Below are 17,963 nucleotides of genomic sequence, written 5' to 3'. Positions count from 1 at the left end.
CCGCCGGGTTCGATTTTCAGCCAGGCTGAGCGTCTTAGAACGAGCGCTGGAAGCGGAGGAGACCGCCGATGCTGCTCTTCTTGTCGGCGTTGGTGAAGTTGGAGAAATTGGCGTCGTCGAACTTGCCTGCGTTGAGGTAGTCGACTTCGGCCGTGACCGTGAAGCCGGGAACAACGTCGTAGGCGATGTTCGCGGCGACGCCGAGGTTCTTCCACTCGTCATACGAGACCTGGGCATTAAACGAGGTCTTCTCGTTTATGGTGTAGGTGCCGCCACCCCAGAATGCCCAGTTGCCGCCCCACTGCTTGTAGAAACCGCGGCCACCGGCGTTGATCGCGTTGCCGTTGTGAATCAAGGTCGTGTCGTCATTCAGGTTGTCGTCGGTGCCGTAGCCGCCCATGATGAACAGCGACAGGTTCTGCATCGGGGTGATGTCCAGGCGAACCTTGCCGGCGACTTCTTCATAGTTGCTGTCATAAGCGACGACGCCGGTGATGGCGCCCCAGCCCTGCGTGTACTTCACGCCGCCGACGACATGCGGAACGTAGCTGTCGATCGTGCCGACGACGCCCGAGCCTTCTTCAAGAGAGACGACGGCCGAGAAGCCGTTGCCCGCATCGAAGTAGTACTGGACCACGTTGGTGTCGAAATCGCCGTAGGGAACGAGCGTATCCTGGAGGACGTTGCCGGCGTAGCCGATGAACGTGTCGAAGGCCGATTCGTCCTTACCGACGCGCAGGCCACCGAGCTGGATCCAGGCGAAGTTCAGCGAAACGTTCTTGTTGCCGGCAGGGTTGGAGTTGAACTCGTCTGCTTCCGTGGTCGGATCGTCTGCCGACGGGTAGCCGTTACGATTGCCGAAGTTGAAGCGGGTCTCGGTGTAGGTCTTCAAGGTGCCGAGTTCGGTTTCCTGGCCGGTCCAGGTCTTCAGCGTGAAACGGGCATTCTTGTAGAAGGTGTCCTGCTCGTCGCCATCCTTATGGTCGAAGGACCTCGCACCGTCGAACGAGCCGACGTCGCCGGCGCCGATGTCGTAGCGGACATAGCCGCCGATGCGCAGGCAGGTTTCGGTGCCGGGGATGTAGAAGTAGCCGGCGCCGTAGACGTCGCAGATCTTGACGTATTCAGCCGGTTCCGGCTCGGCGACGACGACGGCGTCGGCGGCGCGCGCACCGGAAACTGCGATCAAGGCCGCAGCGGAGCCGAGGAGAAGGCTCTTAATGTTCATTTTCTGACCTCCAGTCAGAATCGAACAAGATAGTGAAGCCGGCGACAAGCGTTTTCGCTGTAACCAATTGTTATTGTTGAAGTTTATTGAAAAGATGGACCTTTGCGGCAGGTGATGCGGCCATCACCACAGGCGCTTGTTGGCGAAAGCATGCCCTGAACCGGATTTGAGATAGCGCTCGAATGAAGCTGCCTTGGCCTGGTTCGAAAAGGCCATATAGCTGACGATCCGCCACGGCAGAAACTTGGATGTATGGCTGGATTTCCCCGCATTGTGCTCGACAAGCCGCCGTTTCAGGTCCGTCGTTATGCCGATATAGCGTTCGCCTTCAGCAGCCGTACTCTCCAGAAGATACACATACCACGTGAGCTGCTCTCCTACGCCAAGGCTTCGGAGGGCATCCTCTCCGCCATCCTGCTTGGCGCTGAGGTGGGCTTGTCCTGCGAAGCTCGAAGAGCGAAGCAGGACCAATCGAATTCTGCAAGGGATTCTCTGGGCTTACGCTGTGCGGCACGTAGCACACCACGCGGTCCGGCCCTCCTACGCCAAGGCTTCGGAGGGCATTCTCTCCGCCATCCTGCTTCGCGCTGAGGGTTGGGCTTGTCCTGCGAAGCTCGAAGAGCGAAGCAGGATGGCGGAGAGGATGGGATTCGAACCCACGAGAAGCTTTTGACCTCTACTCCCTTAGCAGGGGAGCGCCTTCGACCACTCGGCCACCTCTCCGTTGCGCCGCTGGATAAAGAAAAGCGCGGGCACAATCAACAAGCCGGCGCCATTATCTCTGAAAATTCCGGATTTGGCCGCAGCGCCGCCTTTTGCATGCGGCGAATCTGCGGCGGTTCCCTGGCTGGCGAGTCGGCGACATGGCCGCAATCTCGGCCGGTCGTCGCCGGATTCGGCCGCATTCGGGCGCTGCGGCAAAGGCTTCCGGGCCCTTCGATAGTTAATGAGAGCTTTCTGACTGAGGCCAAATCGTGTCATTTGTGCAACAACGCATGGGGATAGCGCCCGCATAGCCCTTTCGCCGGTACGATCGTGGTTGAACGACGCCGCCTCATGGGTAATGTCGATTTCGAAGGAGCGGCGCGGTGCGCATCTTTTTCGGTAGTGGGGATGGGGCAGGGAACGCTGTCCTTCAGCAAAGAATACCCAGACCCGTTTTTTAACTTTTGACTGGAGGTCAGAAAATGAACATTAAGAGCCTTCTTCTCGGCTCCGCTGCGGCCCTGATCGCAGTTTCCGGTGCGCGCGCCGCCGACGCCGTCGTCGTCGCCGAGCCGGAACCGGCTGAATACGTCAAGATTTGCGACGTTTACGGCTCGGGCTACTTCTATATCCCCGGCACCGAAACCTGCCTGCGCATCGGCGGCTATGTCCGTTACGACATCAGCGGTGGCGATGTCGGTTCGTTCGATGGTGCAAAGACCTTCGACGCGAAGGATGGCGACGAGAACGACACTTGGCGCAAGAAGGCCCGCTTCGCACTGAAGACCTGGACCGGCCAGGAAACCGAGCTCGGCACCTTGAAGACCTACACCGAGACCCGCTGGAATTTCGGCAACCGCAACGACTATGCCGCCAATGACACCGACGATGACAATTTTGCTGGCAACTCGGGCGTTTCGCTGAATTTCGCCTGGATCCAGCTCGGCGGTCTGCGCGTCGGTAAGGACGAATCGGCGTTCAACACGTTCATTGGCTACGCCGGCAACGTCATCCAGGATACGCTGGTTCCCTACGGCGATTTCGACACCAACGTCATCCAGTACTACTTCGACGCTGGCAACGGCTTCTCCGCCGTTCTCTCGCTTGAGGAAGGCTCGGGCGACGGCTCGTACGGTTCCTACGGCAAGGGTACGATCGACAGCTACGTTCCGCATGTCGTCGGCGGCGTGAAGTACACGCAGGGCTGGGGCTCCATCACCGGCGTGCTCGCTTATGACAGCAACTATGAAGAAGTCGCCGGCAAGGTCCGTTTGGACATCACCCCGATGCAGAACCTGTCGCTGTTCATCATGGGCGGCTACGGCACCGACGACAACTACACGGATCCGAGCTACGCGTTCGCAGCTGGCGGCCGCGGCTTCTACAAGCAGTGGGATGGCAACTGGGCAGTCTGGGGTGGTGGCACTTACACCATCAACGAGAAGACCTCGTTCAACGTCCAGGTCTCGTATGACGAAGGTGAGAACCTCGGTGTCGCAGCCAACATCGCTTACGATGTTGTCCCAGGCTTTACGGTCACGGCCGAAGTCGACTACCTCAATGCAGGCAGCATCGACGAGGTCAATACCCTTGGCAACAACCACAACTGGACCAATGCCGATAAGAAGAGCAACGTCGGCGGCATGCTTCGCTTCCAGCGCTCGTTCTAAGGGCTGGCTTTAGATAAGTGAATACCAGCCCGGGCGCTTCAACGCCCGGGCTGTTCTGTTCGCGACTGGGTCAAGACAAGCAGAAGGAACAGGGGGAATCGGCAGCTGAACAGTCCGTAGGGTGAGTTCGTGGGATCCGCTGATGGGCGGATGAATTCACAACTGCGTGATTAAATCTCTTGAAAGGACGCTTCCAAGCGGGTAGGTCTGACTCTATCCACTCGGGGTGTGGCAATTTATGACCATCGACGCGATACAAGAGGGCGACCCCTCCGAACATTTCTCAATGTTCTCTTCTCAAAATGCGAAGATAAAATACAGCTACAACAAGATCAGAGAAGTAAAGTCGCACCGGGTCGGAGAGCTTTTTTCAGCATGCCGAGACATACTCTGGGATGATGGGCGGCATAAATACAATGTCAGCTCCTTCATCGGCGAAATAGACGAGATTCTCCTCGGAGAACGGTTCAGCGCCTTTGACCAGAGCACCCTGGACAATCTTATCGGCACCTTGCGCCAGCGCGGCAACAGCAACGCAACCATCAATCGAAAGATGGCTGCCCTCAGCAAACTGCTGCGCAAGGCTTACAAGATGGGGGATATTCACAGCCTGCCCGAGTTCCGCCGCCAGAAGGAGCGGGCGGGACGGATTCGTTTCCTCGAAAGGGACGAAGAAGCAAGGCTGTTCGCCGCCATCAGGACCCGCAGCGAGGATGCCTACCGTCTCTCGGTCTTTCTCGTCGACAGCGGTTGCCGCCTTGGCGAAGCGCTCGGACTGATCTGGAACGACATCCAGGAACATCGCGTCTCGTTCTGGATCACCAAATCCGGCCGCAGCCGCACCATCCCGATGACCGAGCGGGTCAAGGAGGTGATCAAACTGCCCCCGTCAGAGGGCCGCCGGCCCAAGGGTCCGTTCACCAAACTCAGCCAGGCACAGTTTCGCGCCATCTGGAACGATGCCAAGGCCGAAGTCGGTCTCGGCGCCGACGACCAGGTGGTGCCGCACATCTTGCGCCACACCTGCGCGTCGCGTCTGGTCCAGGGCGGCATCGATATCCGGCGCGTACAGATGTGGCTCGGCCACCAGACGCTTTCGATGACCATGCGCTATGCGCATCTGGCCACCAACGATCTCGACGGCTGCGTCGTCGTGCTGGAAACGCCCCGCGGCGAAGGGCTGTCCGGCGATGGAAAAAACTCCGCCTTCGCATCGCCGCTGACCACGGCCTCAGTGCCAGCGCCTGCCCAAAAGGGCAAAGCGGCAGCGGCGAAGGCACCCAAGACGCCCCGGAAAAGCTCGAAAGCCAAATAGTTACCCAAGGCTTTCATATACTGCCAAGGCAACCCCAGGATCATATTTGATCTTGGGGTTACTTTTTTCTGGGCCGTATTTGATGCTCCATCCACGAAGGCCGCGATAGCGCCCGGCAGGTTGCCTGTCTCCAGGAAGGGGGCATGGCCCTGGCCCTCGACGGTGATCGCTTCCATGCCGGGATGACGCTTTTGCATCTCGTCGAGTGTGTCGGCCGACAAGAGTTTCGAGTTGGCGCCGCGAATGGCAAGCAAAGGTATCGCCGCCAGCGCCTCGAACTGCGGCCACAGATCCGGCAACGGCTTGCTGAGGTCGAGGCCCGCCACCGTCTCGACCAGTTGGGGGTCGAAATCCGGCAGCAGGAGGCCTTCGTCCGTCTCGCGGTAGAGCGCCGACACCATCCGCTCCCAATCCGCCTCGGTCAGAGCGGGAAAATCCGCCCCGTGCGCGACGCGTTGCGCATCGATCGCCTCAGCGCGGCTCTTCGGTTTCGGTGCCGGGTCGAGATAGGTTTGGATATGGGCCAACCCCGCTGCCTCGATCACCGGTCCGATGTCGTTCAGCACTATGGCTTTCAGTATGGCTGGCCGCAGCGCGCCGAGCACGTGGATGATCAGTCCGCCACGCGATGTGCCGATGAAGGCCGCTTCCTCGATGTCCAGGGCAGCCAGCCCGGCGAGGACATCGCCGGCCTCGATGCCGATAGTGTAATGGCCGATATCAGGGTCGTAAGCGGACTGGCCGCGCCCGCGATAGTCGAAGGCGATGACCTTGCGCGGATTGTCGGTCCGCGACAGATAAAGCGCCAGCTCATGGAAATCGCGCGCGTTGCGGGTCAGGCCGGGCAGGCAGACCACCGGCGAGGTTCCCGAGTTTGTCTCACCGTAGATGCGAGCGTGAAGTCTGAGGCCGTCCGGCGCTGTGTAGAAGAAATCGGAAAAGCCGTCGGTGCTCGACATATTGAAAGGACTCCCTGGCCGGATTGTCTCCGTCTGCTACAGGCGAGGGTGGGAGCGGTCAAATCGAGGGTTGTCGGCAAGCTGACACTCTTGGAAATGTCGGAGGGACAGCGCCCCCCTCTGTCCTGCCAGACATCTCCCCCACGAGGGGGAGATTGGCGGTTCCGGCGCTACGCCCTTCCTTCGACGTTGGAGCGAAATCGGCAACGAAGCTGATCTCCCCACTCGTGGGGGAGATGGCCGGCAGGCCAGAGGGGGGCGCGAAGGATCGCCAACGTCTGCCCGTGGCGACAGCTCTGCGGCCTCAGCCTCTTCCGTTCACCAAATCCCCAACGATATCGTACTTCCCCGAAATGCGCATCTTGTAGACCTCGTAATTCTCCATCACGCGCTGCACGTAACTTCTTGTTTCGGTGTAGGGAATTCGCTCGATCCAGTCGACGACGGCGTCGATGCCCTTGCCGCGCGGGTCGCCGTACTTGGCTACCCATTGGCTGGCGCGGTTAGGGCCGGCATTGTAGCCGGCGAAGGTCAGCACATAGGAGCCGCCGAAGCGGTCGAGCTGCTCGCCAAGGAAGGCAGCCCCCAGCGTCGCATTGTAACCGGCATCGCTGGTCAGCCGATCCTGGGAAAAGCTCAGTCCTGCCTTCTTCGCCAACTGCTTGGCGGTGCCCGGCATCAGCTGCAGCAGGCCGCGCGCGCCGGCGCTGGAGACGGCGCCGACATTGAATTCGCTTTCCTGGCGGGCGATCGCATAGGCCAGCGCCTTGCCCGAGCCGGATATGTCGGCGGTGTCGGGAATGACGCCCAGCGGATGCGACAGCGCGCCGACATCGATGCCGCGCGCGCCGGCGATCTTGCCGATCTTCAGCGCCATGAAATGATTGCCCTGCTTTTCCGTCAGCACCGCAAGCAGCGCCAGCTCGCCGGGGCTGGTCAACTGCCCGGTGAGGTCGCGGTAAAGCGTCTCGGCATAGCGGTCGTAGCCCGCCTCCTGCAGCCGCTTGATGGCGCTGACGGCTTCGCGGCCGTCAAAGCTTTGGCGGTCGGCAGTGCTTGGCTCGGATAGACGATGTTCAGCGTGCGCAAGCCAACCCGTTCCGCCGCCAACTGCCCGTAGAAAGTGGTGCCATAGGCTGCCGCCTTGGTGAAATAATCCTTCGCATTGCCGGGACCGCCGACTTCCGCCGCGCGGCCAAGCCAGTAATAGGCGCGTGACAGCGACATCGGTCCCTGCGCGAGATCGGCGATGCGGGCAAAATGGGTCGAGGCCGTCGCAGGATCGTTGAGGCCGCGCAACGCATACCAGCCGGCGTGGAATTCGGCCTCGGCGGCGCTGGCGGGGCTTTCGGCGGCATGCGCGGCAACGATCTTGTAGGCGGTCTTCCAGTCGCCCTGGTCGACCAGTGCGCGCGACAGCACGCGGCGCTCGACCCACCAGGCATCGGGATCGACCAGCGCGTCGCGGCTCGTTGGCGCTTTCATCATCACCGCGGCGGCGTCCGCAAACTTCCGCTGCTTGCGCAGATATTCGGCTTGCGCGAAGAAATAGCCGGCCGATTGCTGCGCGGCAGGCACCGCTTTCAACAGCTTGGCCGCGTTCTTGTCGCCACGCGAGGCGGCGGCCCAGGCATCGGCCAGCGATTGCGCGCCGGCAAGTGCTGCGACCCGCAGTGCCGAATTCTCCCGGTCGGCATAAAACATCCGTTCCATGCGGAAACGATGGTCGGCAGCCGGAATGATGGCGCCAAACTCCTTGCTGACGGCCGCCTCGTCCCTGGCTTCCAGCTTCTCGGTGCGCCAGAATGGCGACAGCACGGAAAGCGCAGCCTTGGTGTTGCCAAGAGCTACATAAGAACGGGCAAGGATGACCACGCCTTGAAAGGTCAGCGGCTGGCTGCCGTCAAAGGCTTTCACCACGGTCTGCGGCGAGGGGTTTTCGCGATAAAGCGCGCGCTCGCTGTTCTTGCGCAGAGCGATGGTGCCCGGCCAATTCGGCAACATCTTTGCGGTATCGGCAATCTCGCTGCTCGGCACACGGCCGCCGCCATAGAGCGCGATCGCCCAGGCCAGGATATGGCGGTCCAGCGAATTGGCCGGCAATGTTTCGCGCACCGCTCGTGCCGCGGCGATATCGCCGGTGGCCAATGCGTCGAGACCGCTTTTCAGCACGACGATACTGGCGGAGGGCGCATCGGTCTGCGCTCTGTCTTGCATGTCAGGCATCGGGATCGATGAGGTCGTCTGCTCGTCGACGCTCTCGTTTGCCGCCGTCCCCACTATCAGCAGGGCAACGGCGCCAAGCAATTTGAAGCGGAGTGGCCGACCGGCCGGCATGATCCTGATCTTTCCCTGTTGCGGCACTTTAGATGGCAAGCCCAGGTGCCCGAGAGCCTAGACTTAGGTCGTGAAGAGCCCGTAAACAAAGGGTTATCGAGGCCGTTCGAATTGCGCTTGCTGGCACCATCGGCATGCTTGCCGCGCAACAGTGTCGAGACTATGGTGCGCGGCTTCGCTTTCGGCTAGAAGGCGCCCGATGCAGTCGCCCAAAAGTGGGAACCGGTTTTGGGACGACGACATGCATAAACAAACAAGTTCCAAGGAGTTGGACGACATGCTGAGAGGCTCGCTTACTGCGCTCGTGACACCGTTCGAAAAGAGCGGGCGTTTCGACGAGAAAGCCTTTCGCGCCTTCGTCGAATGGCAACTTGGCGAGGGCACGACGGGCCTCGTCCCGGTCGGCACCACCGGCGAGTCGCCGACGCTGTCCCATGACGAGCATCGCCATGTCGTCAAGGTCTGCATCGAGGTGGCCAAGGGCCGCGCTCCGGTCGTCGCCGGCGCCGGCTCCAACAACACCGCGGAAGCGGTCGGTCTGGTGCAATATGCCGAGCAGGCGGGCGCCGACGCCGCTCTGGTCGTGACACCGTATTACAACAGGCCGACGCAGCGCGGCCTGTACGAGCATTTCGCCGCCGTCGCCAGGGCGACCAAGCTGCCGATCATCATCTACAACATCCCGCCGCGCTCGGTGATCGACATGATGCCGGAGACGATGGGCAGGCTGGCGCACGACTTCCAGAACATCGTCGGCGTCAAGGATGCCACCGGCAAGGTCGAGCGCGTGTCCGAACAGCGCGCCACCTGCGGCAAGGATTTCATCCAGCTTTCAGGGGAGGATGCCTCGGCGCTCGGCTTCAACGCCCATGGCGGCGTCGGCTGCATCTCGGTGACGTCGAATGTCGCGCCGCGGCTGTGCGCTGAATTCCAGGAAGCCACACTGTCCGGTGACAGCGCCAAGGCGCTGGAATTGCAGGACCGTCTGCTGCCGCTGCACAAGGCGATCTTCCTTGAGCCCGGCCTGTGCGGCGTCAAATACGCGCTGTCGAAGATTGGCAAGGTCGAGAACGTGGTGCGCTCGCCGCTGGTGACCATCGAGGCGTCGACCGCCGAGAAGATCGATGCGGCGATGAAACACGCCGGCTTGATAAATTAAGGATGAGGCGCCACCTCTCCGCATCATGAACCAGGTCAGAAAAGCCGATCCAAACAACAAAACCGTTGCGGAAAACCGCAAGGCGCGGTTTTCCTATGAGGTGCTCGACACCGTCGAGGCCGGCCTGGTGCTGACCGGCACCGAGGTCAAGTCGCTGCGCCAGGGCCAGGCCAACATCCAGGACAGCTACGCCTCGGTCGAGGGTGGCGAGATCTGGCTGATCAATTCCTATCTGCCGGAATACCTGCAGGCCAACCGCTTCAACCACGAGCCCAGGCGGCGTCGCAAGCTGCTGCTCAACAAGCGCGAGATGGCAAAACTGGCGCAGAGCATCGACCGCGAAGGCATGACGCTGGTGCCGCTGAAAATCTACTTCAACGACCAGGGCCGTGCCAAGCTGCTGCTCGCCGTCGGCCGCGGCAAGAAACTGCACGACAAGCGCGAGAGCGAAAAGCAGCGCGACTGGTCGCGCGAAAAGGGCCGGCTCATGAAGGAACGGGGCTAAGAACCTCGAGCCACAGCCCCAGAAAAGCCACATCGGCTTTCAAGTTTCCAGCGACATACGATGGGGAAAGGCTTGAAGAACCGGATCATTCTCTGGGGTGCGGCCAGTCTGGTCTTCGCCGGCATCGTCGCCGCAGGTGGCATCTTCTATTTCCGGACGTTCTCGCCGGATCGTGACAGCTATCCGGTCAGGGGTATCGACGTTTCCCATCATCAGGGTGAGATCGACTGGCGGCGCGTTGCCGCCGACGATGTCGCCTTCGCGGTCATCAAGGCGACCGAGGGCGGCGACCATGTCGACGATGCCTTCGCCAAAAACCTGCGCGAGGCGCGCGCGGCCGGGCTTGCGGTCGGCGCCTATCACTTCTTCACCTTCTGCCGGCCGGGCGCCGACCAGGCGAAAAATTTCATCGCGGTGGTGCCGCACGACCAGCCGCTGCTGCCACCGGTCGTCGACATCGAATTCGGCGGCAACTGCCCGCAACGCCCGTCGCCGGAGCAGCTGAGCGCGGAACTCCAGGCCTTCCTCGGACCGGTTGAAGCTGCGTTCGGCAAGCCGGCGATCATCTACCTGACCGACGAGGCCGAGGACGCCTATGCCGGGAAAATCGACGTTCGCCCGCTCTGGCGTCGCTCGTTGCTCCTGGAGCCAGGTCGCAACGACTGGATCTACTGGCAGTACCACAATATGGGCCGCGTCGACGGGATCGAGGGCGATGTCGATCTCAACGTCCTGCAGGGTGGGCAGCAAACGCTGGCCGAGCTATTTGCTGCACCCGCATCGCTCTCTTCGCAAAAGCCTCCATCGCCTTGAACGAATCAGCTGGCCTTGAGTTTGGCATCCGCAGTCTTACGCAGGCTTGGGAACAGGCCTGGAAAGAGCCGAAAAAGCCATCCCCGCGGCCATGATCAGTACGGCGGCGAACTGGGCGCCGGTCGGCGTCTCGCCGAGCACCGTCATCGCGATCAGCACGGTTGCGATCGGCACGCATGGCATGAACAGCGATGCCGCCTGCGACCCCAGCTGCCGGACGATATAGGTGTACAGGAACATGGCGGCCGCACCCGCCAAAAACCCTTGAATGACGATCTGGCTGGCAATCTCGGCCACTGATGCCGCGCGGAGGCCGCTTGGGGCAAAGAAATAGAGCAACGGCAGCGGCACGCATGACAGCAGCACCACGGTTACGGTCGCCGCAATCGGATCGACGCGCCAGCGCCGCACAAGAACGGCATAAGCGGCAAACATCGCGCCCGATGCGATGAACAGCAGATCACCGGAGAAGACATCCTTCATACCGCCACCGGTGTGCGCTGGCGCAATGAACAGGATCAGCCCGGCGATGATGGCGGCGACGCCGATGGTTTGCTGGCGCGAGGCCTTGTCCGTCGTGGCGAGGTGCGACAGCACGAACGAGAAGAACACAATCGAGGCTGGGCAAAGTGCCGCGCCATGCGCGGCGGGTGCGTAGGTGAGGCCCCAGTTGATGATGATAGGGTAGGGCAGTCCGGCCAGTGCCGCCAGCGTCAAGGCACGCCGCCAGCCCAACGCTTTGCTGGCTGACAGGCCGCCGCGCCAGACAACCGGCAGCATGACCAGTCCGGCACCGACAAAGCGCAAGGTCGCGACATCCGTCGCCGTAAGATGCTCCCGCAGGCTAAAGCGGGCTGCGACGAACTGCACGGCGTAAATGCCGATCATGGCGAGGCCCGCAAGAATTGCCGGCTTTGTGTTTCGGTCCTCTGTCACGCGCATTCTTGTCCCGCTCGATTCTGCCAGCGGAGGATTCTTCCTCCAGACGGCTCTCGTTGAAAGCGCAGCCTATTGTTGAGAATGGTGCGACAAAATAGGCTGCTTTCGCGAGCTGGGCGTGAATCTCACACAATAGAGGAGCCATGAACGTGAATCATGAATCCGACCAACTTGATGCCATCGACCGCAGCCTGCTGCGGTTGTTGCAGGAGGATGGGCGTCGCACCACACTCGATCTCGCCGCCCGTGTCGGCCTGTCGCCGTCCGGCACCAGCCAGCGCGTGAAGCGCCTTTTCCGTGAGGGTTTCATCACCGCGGTCCGGGCCGTGCTCAATCCGCAAAAGATCGGCCGCGGCACGCTCGTCTTCATCGAAGTCAGGCTCGACCAGGCGGCGCCGCATGTGTTCGACCGTTTCGCCGAAGCGGTAGCAAAGGCCTCCGAAGTGCTGGAGTGCCATATGGTCGTGGGCGGCTTCGACTATCTGGTGAAAGCGCGCATTTCGGAAATGGCCGCCTATCAGGATTTTTTGAAGCGCGTGATCCTGCCGCTGCCGGGTGTCAGGGAAACGCACACCTATGCGTCGATATCGGACGTGAAGCCGGACGCGCTGCTGCCGGTGTGAGGGCCGGACCAACGCAAGCGGTTGCCACGCCTCCGCTTCAAGCGGCCTGGGAAACCTCCGGCGCCAGCGTCACATACGCATCGCCCCAGACCTTCAGCACGGTGATCACGGGCTCCAGGCTTCGGCCACGAGGCGTCGGGCTGTACTCGACCTTCGGCGGCATCTGCGCATAGACCTTGCGGGCGATGAGCCCAGTCTGGCTCGCTCGGCTATGCGCAGGCGGCAGCACTGCCGACGACGGCGATCACCGCCTTTGAGGCGCTGTTCGACCGCCTCGATGTGAAGAAGCTAGTCATCGGCGCCGCGAACACCATCCTGATCGTCGGCGGCGCCGGCGGCGTCGGGTCGATCGCGGTCCAGCTCGCGCGCCAGCTGACCGATCTGACGATGATCGCCACCGCATCGCGGCCCGAAACCCGCGACTGGGTCGCAAGAGCGTTTCGGTCCACTGGGAGCCGATGTTCACCCGCTCGCTGTATGAAACGCCCGATATGGCCGCGCAGGGCGAACATCTCAACGAACTGGCGCGCCTTGTCGACGCCGGCACCATCCGCACCACGCTGGGCGAGACGTTCGGCCCAATCAATGCCGCCAATCTGAAGCGCGCCCATGCGCTGATCGAGACCGGCAAGGCCAAGGGCAAGATCGTGCTCGAGGGATTTTGAGAGGCAGCGTCTAGTTCCGCAGGAACGACGCGATCTCGCTGAATACCTTGACGAACATCGCTTCGGTCAGCACCCCAGTGTTGGTGTTGTAGCGCGAGCAGTGATAGCTGGAAAACAGCGTGACGCCGCCGGCCGGCAACTGACCGCCGTGCTTGAACGGATAGGCGGCGACGCGCTGGCCCAGCGCCCTGACGGTCGACTGGTGGGCGATGGAGCCCAGCGCCAGCACGGCGCGCAGTTTGGGAAAGCGTGCAATCGTCGGCACCAGAAAGCTGCGGCAAGTGGCGATCTCGGCGCCGACCGGCTTGTTTTCAGGCGGCACGCAGCGCACCGCATTGGTGATCGCGGTGCCGACCAGCTGCAACCCATCATCCGGCCGCGCCTTGAACTCGCCGCGGGCAAAACCGTGAGCGATCATCGTTGAGTAGAGCAGGTCGCCGGCATAGTCGCCGGTAAACGGCCGCCCGGTGCGGTTGGCGCCGCGCAGGCCGGGCGCCAGCCCGACGATCAGCAGCTCGACGGCGTCCTCGCCATCAGGCGGCAGGAAGGTCGGCACCGGCGCGTTGAACCACGACGGCTCGCGCTGCCGCCAGTCTGCGATGAAATCATGCAGGCGTGGGCAGAGGGGGCAGTCGCGGTCGGGTTCGGGAGCGGCGTCCAAGGCCGCCGCCGTCAATAGTCTTCCTCTTCGACTTCGGCCGGCTCGGGCCTGCGCACCGGCCGTTCGGAGGGATCGCGGCCGACCTCGTTCTTCAGCGAGGTCAAATCGATGAAATGGTCGGCCTGGCGGCGCAGATCGTCCGAGATCATCGGTGGTTGCGAGGCCATGGTGGAGACGATCGAGACCTTGCGGCCGCGCCGCTGCAGCGCTTCGACCAGTGTGCGGAAATCGCCGTCGCCGGAGAAGATGACATAGTGGTCGACGACATCGGCAAGTTCGAGCGCATCGACGGTCAGTTCGATGTCCATATTGCCCTTGATCTTGCGGCGGCCGGTCGAGTCGGTGAACTCCTTGGCCGGCTTGGTCACCACCTTGAAGCCATTATAGTCGAGCCAGTCGATCAGGGGACGGATCGAAGAGTATTCCTGATCCTCGACCAGAGCGGTGTAGTAATAGGCCCGCAGCAAATAGCCGCGCTTCTGGAAGCTGGACAGCAGTTTGCGGTAGTCTATGTCGAAGCCGAGTGCGCGCGAGGTGGCGTAGAGATTGGCGCCGTCTATGAAAAGAGCGATTTTTTCACGGGGGTCGAACATGGCAATATTCCTTTTTCGAAATAGGTGGCGGACTAATCGAAATGGGTCGTTTATATCGCTCGGCTCGTAAATAAACCGGCTGACCTTTCGTCAACCGAGATAGCGCCAGTTTTACGGCAATCCAAGGGTGCCGGGGCGCACTGCAAGCAATTGTGATCGGAGCCGTGTCGTCGCCCGGTAGGCGGGCTTCGCCGGCAAGGCATTCACCGGCGCCAGAAGCTGGCATTCGCCAGCCCATGGGGCCACAGAGCCATAATGCTTGTATTTTGGCGGCGTTCGGGTTATGGACCGCGCCTGTTTTCCATCAAATCCAGGCATGAAAGGGGCAATCAATGGCCCGCGTAACCGTTGAAGACTGCATCGACAAGGTCGACAACCGCTTCGAGCTCGTGCTGCTTGCCGGCCATCGCGCCCGCCAGATCAGCCAGGGCGCGCCGATCACCGTGCCGCGCGACAACGACAAGAACCCGGTCGTGGCGCTGCGCGAGATCGCCGACGAGACGCTGTCGCCCGACGACCTCAAGGAAGATCTGATCCACTCGCTGCAGAAGCATGTCGAGGTTGACGAGCCCGAGGCCGACGGCGAGGCGATCGCCGACCAGACCGGCAACGCAGTTGCAGCTACCGACGCCGACGACGCGGAAGAAAACGTCACCTTCGATCGCATGACCGAGGAAGACCTTTTGGCCGGCATCGAGGGCCTGGTTCCCCCGGAAAAGAGCGACGACTACTAATCGCTGCCCTGGACCTGCCGGGAATATGGTTCCGGCACTTCCGTCCCGTGAGTTTCGTGGCTATCTATGAGATGCGCCGTACATCAGTGCGGCGCATCAATCATTTCAGCACCGTGAGAACCCGCCCATGATGCGTCAGTATGAGCTTGTCGAGCGCGTCGCGCGCTACAAGCCTGACGTCAACGAGGCGCTGCTCAACAAGGCCTATGTCTACGCCATGCAGAAGCATGGCCACCAGAAGCGCGCTTCCGGCGATCCCTATTTCTCGCATCCGCTCGAAGTCGCCGCCATCCTCACCGAAATGCACATGGACGAGGCGACGATCGCCGTCGCCTTGCTGCATGACACGATCGAGGACACCACCGCGACGCGGGCCGAGATCGACGATCTGTTCGGCCCCGAAATGGGCAAGCTGGTCGAAGGCCTGACCAAGCTGAAGAAGCTCGATCTCGTCTCCAAGAAGGCCGAGCAGGCGGAAAACCTGCGCAAGCTGTTGCTGGCCATCTCGGAGGATGTCCGCGTTCTGCTGGTCAAGCTCGCCGACCGTTTGCACAACATGCGCACCCTCGACCACATGCCCGAGGCCAAGCGCCTGCGCATCGCCGAGGAGACGATGGACATCTACGCGCCGCTGGCCGGGCGCATGGGCATGCAAGGCATGCGCGAGGAACTGGAAGAGATCGCCTTCCGCTTCATCAATCCGGAAGCCTACCGCGCCGTCACCGCGCGGCTTGCCGAGATATTCGAGCGCAACAAGGGTGTGCTGACCGACATCGAAAAGGCGCTGTCGGCGCTGTTCGAGAAGCATGCCATCAATGCCGGGGTGAAGAGCCGGCAGAAGAAGCCGTGGTCGGTGTTCCGCAAGATGGAGGCCAAGGCGCTGTCCTTCGAGCAGCTCTCGGACATTTTCGGCTTCCGCGTCGTCGTCGACAGCGTCGAAGACTGTTACCGCGCGCTCGGCGCCATCCACACCACATGGTCGATGGTGCCTGGCCGCTTCAAGGATTACATTTCTACGCCCAAGCAGAACGACTACCGTTCGATCCACACCACCATTGTCGGCCCGTCGCGCCAGCGCGTCGAACTGCAGATCCGCACCCGCGAGATGAACAAGATCGCCGAATATGGCGTCGCCGCCCATTCGATCTACAAGGACACCGGCGGCAAGACGAACGGCGCCGCCCATGCGATCTCGAAGGAGACCAACGCCTATGCCTGGCTGCGGCGCACCATCGAGCAACTGGCAGAAGGCGACAACCCGGAAGACTTCCTCGAAAATACCAAGCTGGAGCTGTTCCAGGACCAGGTATTCTGCTTCACGCCGAAAGGCATGCTGATTGCGCTGCCGCGCGGCGCCACGCCCATCGACTTCGCCTATGCCGTGCACACCGATGTCGGCGACACCTGCGTCGGTGCCAAGGTCAACGGCCGCATCATGCCGCTAATGACGGAACTGAAGAACGGCGACGAGGTCGAGATCATCCGCTCCAAGGCGCAAGTGCCGCCGGCGGCGTGGGAGTCGGTGGTGGTCACCGGCAAGGCGCGTTCAGCCATCCGCCGCGCCACCAAGAACGCCATTCGCAAGCAATATTCAGGTCTTGGTGCCCGCATTCTCGAGCGCGCCTTCGAACGCGCCGGCAAGACCTTCACCAAGGAAAGCCTGAAGCCGGTGCTGCACCGGCTGGCGCGCAAGGACATCGAGGATGTGCTGGCCTCGGTCGGGCGCGGCGAACTTGCCTCGACCGACGTCATGAAGGCCGTCTTCCCAGACTACAAGGACGAGCGCGTCACCGTCAGCGCCCCCAAGCAGCGCGAGGAGGGCTGGTCGAAGATCCGCAACGCCGCCGGCATGCTGTTCCAGATGCCCGGCACACGAGCCGCGCGCAAGGACAAGGACCAGCCGCGCGATGGCGCGGTGCCGATCCGCGGCGTGCGCGGCGACCTGCCGGTGCGTTTCGCGCCGGAAGGGGCCGTGCCTGGCGACCGCATCGTCGGCATTGTCCAGCCGGGCACCGGCATCACCATCTATCCCATCCAGTCGCCGGCGCTGCAGGCCTTCGACGACCAGCCGGAGCGCTGGATCGACGTGCGCTGGGACATTGACGAGCAGACCAAGGAGCGCTTTCCGGCGCGCGTCTCGGTCACCGCCATCAACGCGCCGGGCTCGCTCGCCGACATCGCCCAGGTCGTTGCCTCCAACGACGCCAACATTCATACGCTGTCGATGGTGCGCACCGCGCCCGACTTCACCGAAATGCTGATCGATCTCGAAGTCTGGGATCTGAAGCACCTCAACCGGCTGCTGTCGCAGCTCAAGGATAATTCGAGCGTCAGCGATGCGCGGCGTGTGAATGGGTGAATAGTGAATAGTGAATAGTGAATAGTGAATAGTGAAAGAAGGCGTTCTCACTACCATTCACCATTCACCATTCACCATTCACCATTCACCATGGACATGGGGCGAGTTATGAATACCGACGAAGTTCTGGGCATTTTCCGCGAGGCAGGCGCTGTTCTGGAGGGACATTTCATCCTGACGTCGGGTCTGCGCAGCCCGGTCTTCCTGCAGAAGGCGCGCGTCTTCATGCATGCCGACAAGACCGAGCGGCTTTGCAAGGCGCTGGCCGAAAAGATCCGCAAGGCGGTGCCGGGCAAGGTCGACTACGTCGTCGGCCCGGCGATCGGCGGCCTGATCCCGGCCTATGAGACGTCGCGCCATCTCGGTGTGCCAGCAATCTGGGTGGAGCGCGAAGGCGGCGAGTTCAGGCTGCGCCGCTTTGAGATCGCGCCGGGATCGCGCGTCGTCATCGTCGAGGACATCGTCACCACTGGTCTTTCGATCCGCGAAACCATCGACTGCCTGCGCGCGATTGGCGCCGAGGTCGTGGCGGCGGCCTGCATCATCGACCGCTCGGCCGGCAAGACCAATGTCGGCGTGCCGCTGATCGCGCTTGCCGAATATGAGGTGCCGGCCTATCCCGCCGACCGCCTGCCGCCGGAACTTGCCGCCATCCCGGCGATCAAGCCGGGTAGCCGCAACATTTAGGGGACATCACC

14 protein-coding genes, 1 tRNA gene and 4 pseudogenes are annotated in these 17,963 nt (G+C 62.0%); 10 read left to right on the top strand and 9 right to left on the bottom strand.

Going from position 1 to position 17,963, the window contains the following annotated elements; all coding sequences use genetic code 11:
* Positions 1-34: 34 nt before the first annotated feature.
* The 3 genes from NKL04_RS15395 to NKL04_RS15385 form a co-directional block, all read right to left on the bottom strand.
* Positions 35-1,228: a porin gene (locus NKL04_RS15395; protein WP_023702165.1), complete on the bottom strand. Its 1,194-nt coding sequence runs from the start codon at positions 1,226-1,228 to the stop codon at positions 35-37.
* 123 nt (positions 1,229-1,351) lie between these two features.
* Positions 1,352-1,585: a GIY-YIG nuclease family protein gene (locus tag NKL04_RS15390; protein WP_023702163.1), complete on the bottom strand. Its 234-nt coding sequence runs from the start codon at positions 1,583-1,585 to the stop codon at positions 1,352-1,354.
* 275 nt (positions 1,586-1,860) lie between these two features.
* Positions 1,861-1,951 (bottom strand) — tRNA-Ser (locus NKL04_RS15385).
* A gap of 464 nt (positions 1,952-2,415) precedes the next feature.
* Here NKL04_RS15385 and NKL04_RS15380 point away from each other — a divergent pair.
* Together NKL04_RS15380 and NKL04_RS15375 are read left to right on the top strand one after the other, a co-directional pair.
* The gene (locus NKL04_RS15380) at positions 2,416-3,603 is read left to right on the top strand and encodes a porin (protein WP_352443844.1); all 1,188 of its coding nucleotides are present in this window, start codon (positions 2,416-2,418) and stop codon (positions 3,601-3,603) included.
* A gap of 238 nt (positions 3,604-3,841) precedes the next feature.
* The gene (locus NKL04_RS15375; protein ID WP_031209798.1) at positions 3,842-4,918 is read left to right on the top strand and encodes a site-specific integrase; all 1,077 of its coding nucleotides are present in this window, start codon (positions 3,842-3,844) and stop codon (positions 4,916-4,918) included.
* Between the two features lie 62 nt (positions 4,919-4,980).
* Here NKL04_RS15375 and NKL04_RS15370 read toward each other — a convergent pair.
* A pseudogene (locus NKL04_RS15370) lies at positions 4,981-5,877 on the bottom strand (alpha/beta fold hydrolase); the annotation flags it as partial.
* A 304-nt stretch (positions 5,878-6,181) separates the two neighbouring features.
* A pseudogene (locus NKL04_RS15365) lies at positions 6,182-8,214 on the bottom strand (lytic transglycosylase domain-containing protein).
* A gap of 277 nt (positions 8,215-8,491) precedes the next feature.
* Here NKL04_RS15365 and dapA point away from each other — a divergent pair.
* The 3 genes from dapA to NKL04_RS15350 all read left to right on the top strand — a co-directional run bounded on the left by dapA (position 8,492) and on the right by NKL04_RS15350 (position 10,691).
* Positions 8,492-9,373 (top strand): 4-hydroxy-tetrahydrodipicolinate synthase, encoded by an 882-nt coding sequence (dapA, locus tag NKL04_RS15360; protein WP_023747466.1) that lies wholly within the window; start codon positions 8,492-8,494, stop codon positions 9,371-9,373.
* 25 nt (positions 9,374-9,398) lie between these two features.
* A complete protein-coding gene (gene smpB / locus NKL04_RS15355; RefSeq protein ID WP_023687280.1) occupies positions 9,399-9,878 on the top strand; it encodes an SsrA-binding protein SmpB in 480 nt (159 codons plus the stop codon).
* Positions 9,879-9,950: 72 nt separating this feature from the next.
* Positions 9,951-10,691, top strand: coding sequence for a glycoside hydrolase family 25 protein (locus tag NKL04_RS15350; protein ID WP_023716220.1), 741 nt, complete (start codon positions 9,951-9,953; stop codon positions 10,689-10,691).
* 36 nt (positions 10,692-10,727) lie between these two features.
* Here the strand turns inward: NKL04_RS15350 and NKL04_RS15345 are convergent, their stop codons facing one another.
* A complete protein-coding gene (locus NKL04_RS15345; RefSeq protein ID WP_245271472.1) occupies positions 10,728-11,627 on the bottom strand; it encodes a DMT family transporter in 900 nt (299 codons plus the stop codon).
* A gap of 152 nt (positions 11,628-11,779) precedes the next feature.
* Between NKL04_RS15345 and NKL04_RS15340 the strand changes: the two genes are divergently transcribed.
* Positions 11,780-12,253: an Lrp/AsnC ligand binding domain-containing protein gene (locus NKL04_RS15340; protein ID WP_352723811.1), complete on the top strand. Its 474-nt coding sequence runs from the start codon at positions 11,780-11,782 to the stop codon at positions 12,251-12,253.
* Between the two features lie 37 nt (positions 12,254-12,290).
* Here the strand turns inward: NKL04_RS15340 and NKL04_RS15335 are convergent.
* Positions 12,291-12,446: pseudogene (locus NKL04_RS15335) on the bottom strand (winged helix-turn-helix transcriptional regulator); the annotation flags it as partial.
* Between the two features lie 8 nt (positions 12,447-12,454).
* Between NKL04_RS15335 and NKL04_RS15330 the strand changes: the two are divergent.
* Positions 12,455-12,918, top strand: a pseudogene (locus tag NKL04_RS15330) (zinc-binding dehydrogenase); the annotation flags it as partial.
* Between the two features lie 10 nt (positions 12,919-12,928).
* Here the strand turns inward: NKL04_RS15330 and NKL04_RS15325 are convergent.
* Together NKL04_RS15325 and NKL04_RS15320 are read right to left on the bottom strand one after the other, a co-directional pair.
* The gene (locus NKL04_RS15325) at positions 12,929-13,594 is read right to left on the bottom strand and encodes a uracil-DNA glycosylase (protein WP_027049995.1); all 666 of its coding nucleotides are present in this window, start codon (positions 13,592-13,594) and stop codon (positions 12,929-12,931) included.
* Complete coding sequence (locus NKL04_RS15320; RefSeq protein WP_023670234.1) at positions 13,591-14,172, bottom strand: LabA-like NYN domain-containing protein; 582 nt, start codon at positions 14,170-14,172, stop codon at positions 13,591-13,593. The genes NKL04_RS15325 and NKL04_RS15320 overlap by 4 nt, the downstream gene beginning before the upstream one ends.
* Positions 14,173-14,504: 332 nt before the next feature.
* Here NKL04_RS15320 and rpoZ point away from each other — a divergent pair, with 332 nt between their 5' ends.
* The 3 genes from rpoZ (at position 14,505) to pyrE (ending at position 17,952) form a co-directional block, all read left to right on the top strand.
* A complete protein-coding gene (gene rpoZ / locus NKL04_RS15315; RefSeq protein WP_023670235.1) occupies positions 14,505-14,906 on the top strand; it encodes a DNA-directed RNA polymerase subunit omega in 402 nt (133 codons plus the stop codon).
* A 127-nt stretch (positions 14,907-15,033) separates the two neighbouring features.
* Positions 15,034-17,265: a RelA/SpoT family protein gene (locus NKL04_RS15310; protein ID WP_023670236.1), complete on the top strand. Its 2,232-nt coding sequence runs from the start codon at positions 15,034-15,036 to the stop codon at positions 17,263-17,265.
* A 108-nt stretch (positions 17,266-17,373) separates the two neighbouring features.
* On the top strand, positions 17,374-17,952 hold the full coding sequence (pyrE, locus tag NKL04_RS15305; protein WP_023670237.1) for an orotate phosphoribosyltransferase: 579 nt from the start codon (positions 17,374-17,376) through the stop codon (positions 17,950-17,952).
* Positions 17,953-17,963 lie beyond the last annotated feature (11 nt).

Origin of the sequence: Mesorhizobium sp. C264A (assembly GCF_040324515.1) — a bacterium.
Taxonomy (GTDB): domain Bacteria; phylum Pseudomonadota; class Alphaproteobacteria; order Rhizobiales; family Rhizobiaceae; genus Mesorhizobium.
The sequence above is the reverse complement of the archived record's forward strand: the minus strand, read 5'-3'. Positions and strand labels throughout refer to the sequence as shown.